15 protein-coding genes are annotated in these 14067 nt (G+C 65.7%); 6 read left to right on the forward strand and 9 right to left on the reverse strand.

The features are described from left to right. Positions 1-10: 10 nt before the first annotated feature. Together JQ566_RS06280 and JQ566_RS06285 are read right to left on the reverse strand one after the other, a co-directional pair. Entirely contained in the window at positions 11-736 is a 726-nt protein-coding gene (locus JQ566_RS06280; protein ID WP_212371044.1) for a sulfite exporter TauE/SafE family protein, read from the reverse strand. Between the two features lie 256 nt (positions 737-992). Beyond that, entirely contained in the window at positions 993-1763 is a 771-nt protein-coding gene (locus tag JQ566_RS06285) for an exodeoxyribonuclease III (protein WP_212371045.1), read from the reverse strand. Positions 1764-1803: 40 nt separating this feature from the next. Here JQ566_RS06285 and JQ566_RS06290 point away from each other — a divergent pair, with 40 nt between their 5' ends. Continuing rightward, positions 1804-2022 carry a cysteine rich repeat-containing protein gene (locus tag JQ566_RS06290; RefSeq protein WP_212371046.1) on the forward strand — a complete coding sequence of 73 codons (219 nt, stop codon included), beginning with the start codon at positions 1804-1806 and terminating at the stop codon, positions 2020-2022. A 160-nt stretch (positions 2023-2182) separates the two neighbouring features. Here the strand turns inward: JQ566_RS06290 and alr are convergent, their stop codons facing one another. The 3 genes from alr to JQ566_RS06305 all read right to left on the reverse strand — a co-directional run bounded on the left by alr (position 2183) and on the right by JQ566_RS06305 (position 7020). Further along, complete coding sequence (gene alr / locus JQ566_RS06295; protein WP_212371513.1) at positions 2183-3448, reverse strand: alanine racemase; 1266 nt, start codon at positions 3446-3448, stop codon at positions 2183-2185. 46 nt (positions 3449-3494) lie between these two features. Then, the gene (locus tag JQ566_RS06300) at positions 3495-5006 is read right to left on the reverse strand and encodes a replicative DNA helicase (protein ID WP_212371047.1); all 1512 of its coding nucleotides are present in this window, start codon (positions 5004-5006) and stop codon (positions 3495-3497) included. A 763-nt stretch (positions 5007-5769) separates the two neighbouring features. Further along, entirely contained in the window at positions 5770-7020 is a 1251-nt protein-coding gene (locus tag JQ566_RS06305; protein WP_212371048.1) for a cyclopropane fatty acid synthase, read from the reverse strand. A 277-nt stretch (positions 7021-7297) separates the two neighbouring features. On the opposite strand from JQ566_RS06305, the gene JQ566_RS06310 reads away from it, so the two are divergent. The 3 genes from JQ566_RS06310 (at position 7298) to JQ566_RS06320 (ending at position 9384) form a co-directional block, all read left to right on the forward strand. Continuing rightward, positions 7298-8197 carry a hypothetical protein gene (locus JQ566_RS06310; protein ID WP_212371049.1) on the forward strand — a complete coding sequence of 300 codons (900 nt, stop codon included), beginning with the start codon at positions 7298-7300 and terminating at the stop codon, positions 8195-8197. 110 nt (positions 8198-8307) lie between these two features. Beyond that, positions 8308-8904, forward strand: a complete 597-nt coding sequence (locus JQ566_RS06315; RefSeq protein WP_212371050.1) for a TetR/AcrR family transcriptional regulator — start codon at positions 8308-8310, stop codon at positions 8902-8904. 12 nt (positions 8905-8916) lie between these two features. Beyond that, on the forward strand, positions 8917-9384 hold the full coding sequence (locus JQ566_RS06320; protein WP_212371052.1) for a PaaI family thioesterase: 468 nt from the start codon (positions 8917-8919) through the stop codon (positions 9382-9384). A gap of 116 nt (positions 9385-9500) precedes the next feature. Here JQ566_RS06320 and rplI read toward each other — a convergent pair whose 3' ends face one another. The 4 genes from rplI to rpsF form a co-directional block, all read right to left on the reverse strand. Next, positions 9501-10100, reverse strand: a complete 600-nt coding sequence (rplI, locus tag JQ566_RS06325; protein WP_212371055.1) for a 50S ribosomal protein L9 — start codon at positions 10098-10100, stop codon at positions 9501-9503. Positions 10101-10147: 47 nt separating this feature from the next. Continuing rightward, positions 10148-11128: a DUF2232 domain-containing protein gene (locus JQ566_RS06330; RefSeq protein WP_212371057.1), complete on the reverse strand. Its 981-nt coding sequence runs from the start codon at positions 11126-11128 to the stop codon at positions 10148-10150. 133 nt (positions 11129-11261) lie between these two features. After that, on the reverse strand, positions 11262-11501 hold the full coding sequence (gene rpsR, locus JQ566_RS06335; RefSeq protein WP_212371059.1) for a 30S ribosomal protein S18: 240 nt from the start codon (positions 11499-11501) through the stop codon (positions 11262-11264). A 5-nt stretch (positions 11502-11506) separates the two neighbouring features. Then, a complete protein-coding gene (gene rpsF / locus JQ566_RS06340; RefSeq protein WP_025035823.1) occupies positions 11507-11974 on the reverse strand; it encodes a 30S ribosomal protein S6 in 468 nt (155 codons plus the stop codon). A gap of 345 nt (positions 11975-12319) precedes the next feature. On the opposite strand from rpsF, the gene JQ566_RS06345 reads away from it, so the two are divergent. Together JQ566_RS06345 and JQ566_RS06350 are read left to right on the forward strand one after the other, a co-directional pair. Beyond that, a complete protein-coding gene (locus tag JQ566_RS06345) occupies positions 12320-13021 on the forward strand; it encodes a TetR/AcrR family transcriptional regulator C-terminal domain-containing protein (RefSeq protein WP_212371061.1) in 702 nt (233 codons plus the stop codon). A gap of 3 nt (positions 13022-13024) precedes the next feature. Next, on the forward strand, positions 13025-14050 hold the full coding sequence (locus JQ566_RS06350; protein WP_212371063.1) for a fatty acid desaturase family protein: 1026 nt from the start codon (positions 13025-13027) through the stop codon (positions 14048-14050). Positions 14051-14067: the final 17 nt, after the last annotated feature.

Consider the following 14067-nt stretch of genomic DNA (forward strand, 5'->3'; position numbering starts at 1 on the left):
CGCGGCCGTGTCACGGCTGCGCCGCGTTCCAGAGCATCGAGAGCCCGGCCGCGATCATGATCGCGTCCATCAAGAGGCGGAAAACATCAGGCCTCAGATGCAGCACGAAGCGTTTTGCGACGAAGGCGCCCGACATCAGCGAGGCCCCCGCGATCAGGCCCTTGATGAAGACGTCGCCGGTCAGCGCCCCGAAACGCTCGAAGGTCACTGATTTTGCGAAGTAGAGGCCGAGCGAGGAGGCCGCTTCGGTGGCGAGGAACGCGCCCTTGGACAGGCCATAGAACAGGAACAGCGGCACGCTGAGCGGTCCGGTCGAGACCACGATGCCGGTGAGATAGCCGATCACCGCGCCGCCGATGGCGAGATGCCAGAGATTGGCCTTGAGGTCATGCCGCGCCAGCCAGTGCCGCACCGGCACCATCGCAATCAGGAAGATGCCGATGGCAAGATCGACGGCATGCGAAGGCAGCGCCAGCAACGTCCGCGCGCCGAGCGCAGCCGCCGGAATGCCCGTGACCGAATAGGCCGCGCAGGCCCGCCAATCGACCTCACGCCACCAGGCCAGGATCCGCGAGAAGTTCGCCATCACGGAGGCGACCGCCATGATCGGCACGGCCTCTTTCGGCCCATAGGCATAGACCAGCACCGGCATCAGCATGATCGACGAGCCGGTGCCGACGATGCCGGAGATGGTGCCGGCGATGAGGCCGACGGTGAGGACGAACAGGAAGGCCAAGGCGGTCTCCACGAATCGGGAGATTTTAGCCGCGGGCAGGGGCCCCGGGAGTTCTTCGATGATGACATCCTGCCAGTGTTTTGCCCGACAAGTCAAACCGGATTTCGGAATATGCGTAAGTCATTGAGCGGGCAGGGGTCGGCTACTGTGCATGGGGTTGTTTTCCAATTTCTGTTTGGGCCGATCGAGGCAGGCTTGCCATTGCGGTGCGACGGTGTTCGAGGTGGGGTGCCTTCGAGCACGACGGCTGGACCGTTCACCGCAACACCACCCACGCCGGTGCGTGATCGCTTGCGCCGTCCTCGCCGCGGATCTTCTTGTCGACGCCGGCCTTGGCCAGACGCGGGGCAAGGGCCGGGCTGAGCAGGAGATGATCGAGCCGCAGGCCCGCATCGCGCAGCCAGCGGTTTCGCTTGTAGTCCCAGAACGTGTAGATGCGCTGGTCCGGGTGCAGCTCGCGCACCGCGTCGCACCAGCCTTGTTCGACCAGCGAGGCAAACGCCGCGCGGCTCTTCGGCTGGATCAGCGCATCCTTGTCCCACGAGCGCGTCGGGTAGATGTCAATTCCCGTCGGCGCGACGTTGTAGTCGCCGGCGAGCACCACGGGCAGGTCCTGCTTGATGAAGGTTTTCGCGTGGCGCCTCAGCCGCGCGAACCAGTCGAGCTTGTAGTCGAATTTCGGCCCCGGCTGCGGATTGCCGTTCGGCAGGTAGATGCTGGTGACGATGATGCCGCGCACGGCGGCCTCGATGTAGCGGGCTTCGAGATCGCCAGGCTTTCCCGGCAAGCGGTCGCGGGTGAGAATGGGTGCGGCGTTGCGGGCGAGAATGGCGACGCCGTTCCAGGTCTTTTGTCCACACCACACTGCGCCGTAGCCGGCCTTTTCGATGGCGGCCGCCGGAAATTCGCCATCACTTGCCTTCAACTCTTGAAGCGCGACGACATCGGGCTTCGCGACGCGCATCCATGCCAACAGATTGGGCAGGCGGCGATTGATGTTGTTGATGTTGAATGTCGCGATCTTCATGTAGAGCTAGCGGCTCCTGCCTTCCGTCACCGGAGATACAATGTCCAAGTTGAGCTTTGTTGCCATCGCACTCGTCGTCGCGTTCTCCGGAGGCGTATCGGCACAATCGTCCGATCCGCGCGGCGCGTGCAAGGCGGACTATGACAAATTCTGCGCCGGCATCGCGCCGGGAGGCGGCCGCGTCGTTGCCTGCCTCAACGGCAAGCGCGACGAGCTCAGCGCTGCCTGCAAGACGGCGATCGACAGCAGGAAGAAGTAGGTCTCATGTCCCGGACAAGCCGCAGCGCGAAAGCGATGCGGCGCAGAGCCGGGACCCAGCAGGCCGCGCAACGCGCTGCTGCAATGGGCCCCGGCTCTGCAGCGCACGACGCCGCGAAGCGCGGCGCACTGCGTCCGGGGCACGAGAGTTTCTATCGGGACTAGCTCGGCAGCGGCGGCGGGCTCGCCGGCTGCTCGACTCGTGGCGGCGAAGGAGGTTGTTCGGCGGCCGGCTTGACCAGCGGCTCCTCCACATTGCCACCCTTGTAGACGCGGGCATAGCGGTGGCCGAGGCTGGTCAGCACTTCATATCCGATCGTGCCGAAATGGTGCGCGAGCTCGTCGACGGTGATGCCCTCGCCGAGCAGCGTCACCATGTGGCCGCGCCGCGCCGCGTTCGGCGGCAGATCGGTGATGTCGATCGCGATCAGGTCCATCGAGATGCGGCCAGCGACGGGGCAGCGCTTGCCGGCCACGATGACCTCGGCGCCGCGGGTGCCGTCATTTGAGCTCGCGGCGCGGAAATAGCCGTCGGCATAGCCGACCGCGATGATCGCAAGCTTGGTCGGCCGCCGCGCGGTCCAGGTGCCGCCATAGCCGACGGTCTCGCCGCGCTCGATGGTGCGGATCTGCACGATGCGCGCCTTGAGGTCGACCACCTGCTGCATGGGATTGTCGGCCTCCGGCGTCGGGTTGACGCCGTAGAGCGCAGCTCCCGGCCGCACGAGGTCGAACTGGAAGGGCGCGCCGAGGAAGATGCCGGAGGAATTGGCGAGGGCCGCCGGCACGCCTGAGAATTCACTGGCAATGCTGCGGAAGGCCGCGAGCTGTCTTGCATTGACCGGGCTGTTGAGCTGCTCGGCCGAGACCAGATGGCTCATCACCAGCGTGATGCCGTGATCGCCAGCATTGATGCGGGGGATGATGGCCTGCGCATCCGATAACGTCAGGCCGAGCCGGTTCATGCCGGTGTCGATGTGAACAGCCGCGCCCCCGGTCCAACCGGTGCGGCGGCAGAACACGTCCCATTCGGCGAGCTCGTTGAGATCGCCGATCACGGGCCGGCAGTTGATCCTGGCGTAGTGCTCGCCGGTGTTCTGGAAATAGCCGCCGAGCACGTAGATCGTGGGCTCCGGAACGGCTGCGCGCACCCTGCGCGCTTCCTCGATGGTGGCGACGAAGAAGGTCTTGCAGCCGGCCTTGCTCAGTGCGCGCGCGACCTGCTCGGCGCCGCAGCCATAGGCGTCGGCCTTGATCACCGCCGAGCATTCGGCCGGCACCGCCGTCTTCTCGAGCTTGCGCCAGTTGGCGACGATCGCGTCGAGATCGACGGTGAGCACGCCGCCATAAGCAGCGAGCGCGGAAGCCTGATTGGCCTCCGCGGAGAGAGGACTGGATTGCGGGATCGTTTTCGGGGCGGACGCCATTGTCATGGCGTCGTTTTACGCAAGAGGCAGGTCTGGTTCAAGGAACTCAATAATCGTTGCCGCTGCGAGCCGGGAGCTGGCTGTCAGGGGCGAGGTCGCCAAACCGCGTGACCGAGGCTTCGAAGGCCAAGTCAACGGTGCCTGTCGGGCCGTGACGCTGCTTGCCGATGATGACCTCGGCCTTTCCGTGCGCAAGACTCATGTCAAGCTGCCACTTCTCGTGTTCAGGCGTGCCCGGGCGCGGCTCCTTCATGGCGAGGTAATATTCCTCGCGATACACGAACAGCACGACGTCGGCGTCCTGCTCGATCGAGCCGGATTCACGAAGGTCGGAGAGCTGCGGCCGCTTGTCGTCGCGGGATTCGACCTGTCGTGAAAGCTGCGACAGCGCGATCACGGGAACGTTGAGTTCCTTCGCCAGCGCCTTCAGGCTGGTCGTGATCTCCGTGATTTCCTGCACGCGGCTGTCGCTGGCGCGCTTGCCCGAGCCCGAGAGCAGCTGGATGTAGTCGATCACGAGCAGGTCGAGGCCCTTCTGTCGCTTCAGCCGGCGCGCGCGCGCCATCAGCTGCGCGATCGAGAGGCCGCCGGTCGCGTCGACATAGAAAGGCAGCGATTGCAGCTCGATCGAGACCTCCCGGATCTTCTCGAAATCGGCTTCCGAGATGCCGCCGCGGCGGATGTGGGAGGAGGGAACGCCGGTGCGCTCGGCCACGATACGCGTGGCGAGCTGGTCGGCCGACATTTCGCAGGAGAAGAAGCCGATGACGCCGCCATTGGCGGCCTTCGTGGTGCCGTCGGCCTGGAGTTCCGGAACATAGGCTTGCGCGACGTTGTAGGCGATGTTGGTCGCCAGCGACGTCTTGCCCATGCCGGGGCGTCCCGCGACGATGATGAGGTCGGAGTGCTGCAGGCCGCCCATCTTGGTGTCGAGGTCGCGCATGCCCGTCGAGATGCCGGACAGCTTGCCGTCGCGCTGGAACGCCTTTGCAGCGAGATCGACCGCGACCGCCAGCGCCTGCGAGAATTTCTGGAAGCCGCCGTCATAGCGGCCGGATTCGGCGAGTTCGTAGAGGCGGCGCTCGGCGTCCTCGATCTGCGCCCGCGGCGCGAAATCGACCGGGGCGTCATAGGCGACATTGACCATGTCCTCGCCGATGCCGATGAGGTCGCGACGCAGCGCTAGGTCATAGATGGTGCGGCCGTAGTCCTGGGCGTTGATGATGGTGGTCGCTTCGGCCGCGAGCCGCGCCAGATACTGCCCGATGGTCATGCCGCCGACATCGGTATCGGCGGGCAGGAACGTCTTCAGCGTCACGGGCGTGGCGATCTTGCCCATCCGGATCAGGCTGCCGGCGGTCTCGTAGATGGTCTGGTGCAGCGGCTCGAAATAATGCTTCGGCTCGAGGAAGTCGGAGACACGGTAGAACGCATCGTTGTTGACCAGGATCGCGCCCAGAAGGCTCTGTTCCGCTTCGATATTGTGCGGCGCGCTCCGGTAGGCGGGAGTGCCGGGCTCGGGTGCGAGTTTGAGGACGTTCGAATCAGTCAGGGCCATGGTCGGACGTGCTTAGCAATTTTGTTGGGCGGATGCGGGGCCGGGATAAAGCGCCGCCTCAGGCCAAAGCGGAAGCGAAAGCTGGCCGCTATCAACCGCTCAGTTAAAATGGTGGATGATTGGCAGGCGCGCCGCGCCCCGCGCTTGACGGATTTTCGCGGAACCGGTGCGCGCTGGAAGCGGCCGCGCCATGGAAAAATCCGGAAACCCATGAACCCCCTCGACTGGTGCGCAGACCTATCGAGAAGCGCGCGAAATTGACGCACGCTGGCCGGCTTCGGCTCGGCTTCAGACCAGCAGGAGGTAGACCAGCGCAACCAAGGCCGCCCCGACGCCGGTGGCGATCAAGGCGTAATCGGTGCGGAGGTCGTCCTGCACGTCGAATGAGGTTCGGGTCTCTTTGCTCATGGCGACGGTCTAAGCCAGGCCCGACCCGACTTATGTGAAGCAGATCACATCTCCCCGGATTCTTTCGGGGGTAATGCCGGAACAGGCAGGCGGGCGGGAGATTGTCCCATTTCCCGCCAACAGGGACACGAGGCGAGCGATGCGGCCAGAACGGCAGCACCAGAACTGGCGCAGCGAGGCGGGCAGCCGGCTTTGGCTGTCCGGGTTGATCGCGGCCATGAAGCACGCTGAGCGGCCTGACGTGCGTCGCCAGCCGGTCGCACCCGAGATCCTGCTGGAATTGCGGGCGCAACTGGCGTTACCGGCCTCTGTCCCGACCTTTCGGACTTCGACCCCGCGTCACTAAGATCTGGACCTATTCACCCGCCAGCTTGAGCCTGGGCTTGGTCGCCCCTTCGCGAGCCCGCAGCCGGGCTTCCTCCTGCGGGACGTAGTCGCGGATCATCGGCACCACGCCCTGGCGATGGGTGAGCTGGATCTGGAAGTTCATCATGGCCTGCTTGCGGAACGTCATCTCGCAGGCCGCCAGATAGAATTCCCACATCATGGCGAAGCGCTCGTCGTAGAGCTGCACGGCCTCCTCGCGCCGCGCCATGAAGCGCTCCCGCCAGGCCTTCAGCGTCTCGGCGTAGTGCAGGCGCAGAATCTCGATGTCGCAGACCAGGAGGCCGGCGCGCTCGATCGCCGGCAGCACCTCCGAGAGGGCGGGGATGTAGCCGCCGGGGAAGATGTATTTGGCGATCCAGGGATTGGTCGAATCCGGGCCCTGCGAACGGCCGATCGAATGCAGCAGCATGACGCCGTCCTCGCTCAGCAGTTCGGCGCAGCGCTGGAAATAGGCGTCGTAGAAGCGGGCGCCGACATGCTCGAACATGCCGACCGAGACGATACGGTCGAACTTACCGTCAATGTCGCGGTAATCCTCGAGCAGGAATCTGGCCGAGGCCGTCAGGCCCTTTTCGGCCGCGCGCGCATTGGCGACCTGCAGCTGCTCGGTCGACAGCGTGACGCCGGTGACATCGGCGCCCGCGACCTCGGCGAGATAGAGCCCGAGGCCGCCCCAGCCGGAGCCGATGTCGAGCACCCGCTGGCCGTCCTTGATGAGAAGCTTCGCCGCAATGTGCCGTTTCTTGGCAAGCTGAGCGTCGTCCAGCGGCATCTCGGGCGTTTCGAAATAGGCGCAGCTATATTGCTTGTCGGCATCGAGAAAGAGCGAATAGAGTCGGCCGTCGAGATCGTAGTGATGAGCGACGTTGTGGCGGGAGCGGGTGCGGGGATTGAACTGCTTCAGGTGCCGGGTCAGGTAGCGCAGGTGCCACCACGGCTTTGCCCATTGCGGCAACAGGTCGGGTTGATCGAGCAGGATCGCGAGGGCATCGGCTATGGTGCCGTGCTCGACCAGGAACTCGCCGTCCATATAGGCCTCGCCAAGCCCCAGCTCGGGATTGATGAGGATCTTCCGCTCCGCCTCCGCGGTGACGAAGCGCACCGCGACCGGCCCGCCGGAGCCGTCGCCGACGGTGAACTTCGATCCACTCGCGCTGGTCACCGTCATCGACCCGCGGCGGATGAATTGAGACAGGAATCTGCGCAACAAGCGGTCCATCGGCACTTCCTCTCGAGCGAACCCGAAAGATGCGACTAACCCGGCCTTCAGATCTGACGCCCAGGCGCCGCAGCGGTTCCTATGCGTTTGCATCCAAATCTAGCGAGCCGGTTCCGGCTGCGCTATTGCACTGTATTCAAAGCCGATATTCGAAAATCGCTTAATCACATCCTTGCGCATGGAGCCTGCTTCCATTCGCGGCCCAATCGGTTAAAAGGTGACCGCCGCCGCGCCGGATGCCGGCGGCATTCGCGTAAATTCAACGGAGATATTGGGAATGTCGAGCCGAGCGCTCAGCCTCGCGACGGTATTGCTTCTGATCGGCTTCGGTTCGGCCGATTCCGTTCTGGCGCAGGCGACGAACCTCGAGGCCGGCAAGACCCCGTCCCAGCTCTTCGCGCAGACCTGCAATGCCTGCCACAAGAGCCCGCGCGGACTTTTGAAATCCGTGGCGCCGGGCTCGCTGCCGGGGTTCCTGCGCCAGCACTATACCACGAGCTCGGACATGGCGGGCGTCCTCGCCTCCTACCTGGTCTCGAATGGTGCCACCGACACCCGCTATCAGGCCAAGGACGGCAAGAAGGACGGCGCCAAGCCTGAGGGCGAGGGCGCCATTCCGGCCGCCGAGGGCGCGCGCCAGAAGCGTGCTGCGCGGCCCGCCGAGGACGGCGCGAAGCCGGAGGGACAGGCCGCGCCCGAGGCACGCAAAGGCAAGCGGCGCGCTAAACCCGGGACTGAGGAAGCCCCGAAGGTCGATGCCGCCGCCCCGGCTACCGAGGAGAAGAAGAGCGAGCCGAAGCCTGACACCGCCAAGCCTGACACTGCCAAGCCTGACACCGCCAAGGCCGAGCCCGATAGCGGCAAGGCATCCGAGAAGCCCGTCGAGACCAGGCCTGATAGCGCGAAGGTCGAGCCGCGCGGCGGCGAGGCCCCGGCATTGCGACCCGACCCCGTCCCGCAGGTGACGCCGCCTGTACCTGCCGCCGCGAAGCCCGCCGAGCCGGCGGCGCCCAAGCCGGCGGAGGAGGCTGCTTCCAAGCCGGCCGCGTCTGCGGCCAGCTCCGAGCCGGCGGCCAAGCTGCGGCAGGAGCCGGCATCCCCCGCGGCCGCGGCTGCAGCCCCGCCCGCGGCACCAGCCGGGTCATCCGGGCCGCCGGCACCGCCGATCTCGCGCTAAGCCCGCCACGTTCTTTGGACCGACATGCGGAGGCCGCCTTCATCGCGGCCTCCGCGTCGTATTGACCAGGACTAGAGTAACACTCTAGAGTATCTCTCTAGGGGGCGTCGATGGCCACGAGTGTGCGAGACGATCTGTTGGCAGCCGGGCTGATGGTGTTCGACCGCGTCGGCTTCGAAGCCGCGACGGTGGCCGCGATCCGCACCCGGGCGCGCGCCTCCAATGGCAGCTTCTTTCACGTCTTCGGCTCGAAGAAGGAGCTCGCCGGTGCGCTGTTTCTGGAGGTCTTGCGCCACTATCACGCCGCGGTGCTGGCCGCGCTCGATCCCGTCCCCGACGCGGAGCAAGGCATCGATTGTCTGATCCGGGCGCATCTCGGCTGGGTCGTCACCAGCCGGCGCGAGGCGCGCTACCTCTTCGAGATCTCGCGCGGTGAATGGGGTGAGGACGTGCGCGCCGCCCAGCGCGCACAGAATGCGCGGCTTGCCGAAGGCATCGAGCGCTGGCGCGCGCCGCTGGTTGCAAGCGGCGAGCTCCTGCCGATGACGCCCGCGATGTTCGTCAGCCAGCTGATCGGTCCGGCGCAGATCTTCTGCCGCGCCTTCCTGTCGGGGCGTGATCGCGCCGATCCGCGGATTGAGGCCGACACGCTGATCGCCTGCGCCAACCGTGCGCTGAGGCCATGCGACCGCATCAACAAGCAATAAGGAGAGGACTGCATGCGAGCCGAAGCTGATCCGGAATTCGCGCCGATTGCCGAGCGCATCCACACCAATGTCGGCCGGCAGGGTTTTATGAACCTGGTCGGCGCCGAGCTGTCCGAATTGTCGCGCGGCACCTGCACCATCGCCGTGGAGCGCCGGCCGGAGCTCTTACAGCAGCACGGCTTCTTTCATGGCGGCGTGACTGCCTTTCTGGTCGACAATGCCACGACGATCGCAGCCGCCACCTCGCGCGGCCAGCCGGCGCTGACCGCGGAATACAAGCTCAATCTGTTGTCGCCCGCGGTCGGCGAGAAGCTGATCTGCCGTGCCAGGGTGATCAAGCCGGGCCGTCAGGTCTCCGTGGTCGCGGCCGATGTGTTCTGCATCAGCGATGGCGTCGAGAAGCATACGGCCACCGCGCTCGCCTCGATCGCGATGCTGAGCGAGGACGTCGCCGCCAAAACGAAAAGCCCGGCCGCCTGAGGCGACCGGGCTTCTGATTGTGTTCGTCATTCCGGGATGGCGCGCAAGCGCCAGACCCGGAACCTTGAGATTCCAGGTTCGGTCCTGCGGACCGCCCCGGAATGACGGCGTGTGGCTTACTTCTCTTCTGCAGCCGGGGCCGGTGCGACCTCGTCGTGCTGGGCTTCCGGATCGAAGAACTCGCCGGCGGCTGCGATCGCCTCGGCGGCCGCATCGCGATCCTCGTTGCGGGTCGAGATGTCCTCGCCGCGGTTGATGCGCTCGGCCTCGTCCTGGCTGCGGGCAACCGTGACGGTGATCTCGATCTCGACCTCGGGATGAACGGCAACGGTGATCGAGTGCTTGCCGATGGTCTTGATCGGCGCGTCCAGCTGGATCTGCGGACGGGCGAGCGAAACGCCGTCGGCTTCGAACGCGATCACGATGTCACGCACGTTGACCGAGCCGAACAGCTGGCCGGCTTCCGACGCCTGACGGATCACGATGATGTTCTTGCCTTCGATCTTCTCGGCGACCTTGGACGCCTCGGCCTTCGAGGCGAGGTTGCGCGCCTCGAGATCGGCCTTCATGCCGTCATACTTGGCCCGGTTGTCGGCGGTGGCGCGCAGCGCCTTGCCGCGCTTGAGCAGGAAATTGCGCGCGTAGCCGTCGCGAACCTTCACGACTTCGCCCATCTGGCCGAGCTTGTTGACGCGTTCCAGCAAAATGACTTCCATATTCGTTCTCCTTTTGAAGTGCTCTGTAGGTTTCAGTTTCGGGTGACTTAAGGGGTTGGCAGCGGTGGCGGCTGCCGGCTGCGCAGGAAGCGCTCGCGGAAGCCGAACACGGCATCCGCAAGGCCGAGGATCACCATCGCGATCACGGGCCATCCGAACACGACGACGACGGCGTAGGTCGAGCCGAGCCAGAACGTGCGGCTCTTCAGCGCGAGCGTGAGCGTATGCAGCACGGCGAAACCGGTCAGCGCATAGCCAATCATCAGTGCGGCGGTGGCGATTTGCGCGGCGATGGCGAGCAGCCCGCCGGTGAAGCAGAAGGCGAGGGCGATGCAGAGCGCCACCAGCGTCATCGGCGGCAGCTCGGCCGTCTTCAGATCCGGCCAGGGACGGCGCAGCCGACCCGACGTCGCGGTCACCTTGGCGCTGAGCCAGAGGTTGAGAGTCAGCGTCATCATCGCGATGATGGTGGCGGCGGCTGGCGCGATGCGCACCAGCGCGTCGACGAACTGAGCGGCTTCGCCCGAGGTCTGCGGGTCGGTGGCGCGGAGGAGGCGCATCAGGCCGCGCCGCAGCGTGCCGGTGATGGTTTCGGCGTCGGTGCCGAGCGTGAGCAGAGCGGCGATCGTGGTCAGCGTGGCGAAGCCTGCGATCCAGAGCAGGATGCGGCCGACCGGATACCACTCGAACTCGGGCTCGGCCGGCGGTTCGGCGGCGGTGGCATCCGGCGCGACAGCTCCGACCTGCCGGCCGAGCAGGACGAGATGGCCGAGCCACCAGGCCGGCAACGCGACGGTGACGGCAAAGGCGATGCAGTAGGGCAGGCCGAACAGGGCGCCGAGGCCGATCGCGGCGGCAATGCCGCCGAGGCTTGCGCAAAGCGGTCCCCAGCCGATCGCGGCGACCATCAGCGGCAGCGGTGCGAGATAGAACAGGACGAGCGAGATCAGCGCGCCCGAGATGATCGAGGCGAACATCAGGGCCGACGCGGCGCCGGCGATCAGGGCAATGAGCACAAATGCCATCATCAGCTGTCCCGCTCCCTTCGAGCGGTTAGAGGCGTCGTTTGCCCCAACCATCGGCGACCGGACGATCCGGAAGCCTTATGAGTTCAGATAGTGACGACCGGCGGCCCAGCGGCCGCCGATCGAACTGGTCGTATCAGCGAATAACGTAGGGCAACAGGCCCAGGAAGCGCGCGCGCTTGATGGCGCGGGCGAGCTCACGCTGCTTCTTCGCGGACACCGCGGTGATGCGGCTCGGCACGATCTTGCCGCGCTCGGAGACGTAACGCATCAGGAGCTTGGAGTCCTTGTAGTCGATCTTCGGAGCATTGGTGCCCGTGAACGGGCAGCTCTTGCGACGACGGAAAAACGGGCGACGTGCACCAGCTTCAGCCATTGGTCTTACTCCCCATCCGTGGTTTCAGCTTCATCGCGCGGACGGCGCGGACCGCGATCGCCGCGGAAACCGCCCTCGCGGTCGCCACGGAAGCCGCCTTCACGCTCGCCGCGGAAGCCACCGCCGCGGTCGTCACGCTCGCGGTCGCGGTCGGCCTTGCGCATCATCGCGGACGGGCCTTCCTCGAGCTCCTCGACGCGGACGCTGAGATAGCGGATCACGTCCTCGCTGATGCGCTCCTGGCGCTCGATCTCGGCGATCGCCGCGGACGGCGCGTCGATGTTGAGCAGCACGAAGTGCGCCTTGCGGTTCTTGTTCATGCGGTAGGTGAGGGAGCGCACGCCCCAATTCTCGGTCTTGGTGATCTTGCCGCCGAGACCTTCGACGATACCGGTCATCTGTGCAGTCAGCTCTTCGACCTGCTGCGGGCTCGCGTCCTGACGCGCGAGAAAAACATGCTCGTAAAGAGGCATGGACGTCCTTTCCTCATGTTGGCGCATCGCCCGGCGTCAAACCCTTAAGAGACCTTCGGAAAGGACTCTGGGATCAAGCTCAGAAGGCGGAAACACGGGACGACGGGCCGACTGGCCCTGCCACACCAAAATCACGAATGATTTGCTGAGACCGTCCGTTCAGCTCCCGGCCGGGGTCTGCGGATGCGCGCCTTATACGGATTTTGACCGGCTTTGCAAGGTTGGACGGGCGTTTTCGGCTCGAACCCGGTCGTCCCAGCGGGGGCCAGACCCATCCTCCCATACCACATCCAGCTTGATCTATTTGTTTGTATGACATACAAATAAACCAACGAAGAGGATCCCATGGCGGAAACGTCGGCCGATGCGCCGCTCGAGGCGGGCGACCCCAAGCATGCGGCGCGCGCCACGCGCTCGGCCGGCCGCAAGATGCGGTCGCTGCTCCTGGATGCTGCGAGCCCGCTGTTTCGGGAGCGGGGTCTGTCTGGCACGGCGATCGCCGAGATCGCGGCCGCCGCGGACGCGTTCCCGAGCCAGATCACCTATTACTTCCGCACCAAGGAGGCGCTGTTCGTCGAATGCGCCTGCCGCGATCTCTTATACTTGGCGCGCGCCACCGAGCAGGCGGCGCTCAAGGCGCGCACGCCCCGGGAATACACCCACGCACTGGCCGAGACCGTGACGGCGAGCGATTCGGTCGCCTTCTTCGCCGAAGCGCTGACATTGACGCGGCGTCGCCAGGATCTCGCGCCGCTGGTCGAGCGCACCATCGAGCGCCTGCACAGCGAGGGTGCGCGCGCTTATGCGGGCCAGGTCGAGCGGCACGGCTGGCGCTCGCTGCGTGCGCCCGACGAAAGCTCGCGGCGCTTCTGGGCCGTCGCCATCGGCGTCATCCTCGAAGGCTACGCGATGGGCCGCTCGCCCGAGGAGCTCTGCGCCGAGATGCTGCGCGTGCTGGGCGAGCAGGCGAAATCCACTGAAGACACCGGGCGCTTGCGTCTCGTCGAGGCGCGCGAGGCATCAGGCAATTCGAATGGAGAGGGGTAGGCCATGACTGCGCTTCGCATGCGTGCCCGCGATTTCCTGACCAATGATCAATTGGCCGACGTGCGCCAGCGCGTGACGTGGAAGGGCGCTGCGCTGATCGCGCACGCCTGGGCGCTGATCATTGCAGCAATCGCCTTGGTCGCGTGGTGGCCCAATCCGATCACCTATATCTTCGCCGTCGCCATCGTCGGCTCGCGCCAGCTCGGGCTAGCGATCCTGATGCACGACGGTGCCCATGGCTGCCTGGCCGCCGACGAGAAAACCAATCTGGCGCTGAGCCAGTGGTTCTGCGCCTATCCACTGTTCGCGGAGACGCGCAGCTACCGGCGCTATCACCTGCAGCACCATGCGCGGACCCAGCAGGAGGACGATCCCGATCTCGTGCTGTCGGCGCCGTTTCCGATCACCAGGCTGAGTTACCGCCGCAAGTTCATTCGCGACATCACCGGGCAGACCGGCTACCAGCAGCGCAAGGCGCAGCTGCTCAACGCGCTCGGGCCAAAGGACTGGTCATGGCGGCAGCGCGCGGCGCATTTCTGGGAGAAGCTCGGTCCGCAATGTGTGGTCAATGTGATCATGTTTGTGGCGCTCGCCGCGGCCGGCGTGTGGTGGGCCTATCCGCTGCTCTGGCTGGTGCCGCTGCTGACCTGGATGATGGTCATCACCCGCATCCGCAACATCGCCGAGCACGCCGTCGTTCCCGATAGCAGCGACCCCTTGCGCAACACCCGCACCACGCATGCCAATTTTCTCGAGCGCCTGTTCATCGCGCCGTACTACGTGAACTATCACCTCGAGCATCATCTCTTGTTCTACGTGCCTTGCTACAATCTGCCGAAGGTGCATCGCCTGCTGAGCGCCAGCCGGTACGCCGGCCGCATGGAAGTCCAGCCGAATTACGCGGCGGTGCTGCGGCTGGCGACGGCAAAGCCGAACCGCGAGGACCGGCCGGGGCAACTTGTCAACAGTGCGCGCCGTGCGCGGGCCGGGGCGGACGTCGATGCCAACCAGACGGCCGGCGGGTTCTGAGGGGCGCATTCCCCGTT

Source organism: Bradyrhizobium sp. SZCCT0231, assembly GCF_018130245.1.
Taxonomy (GTDB): Bacteria; Pseudomonadota; Alphaproteobacteria; order Rhizobiales; family Xanthobacteraceae; genus Bradyrhizobium; species Bradyrhizobium japonicum_F.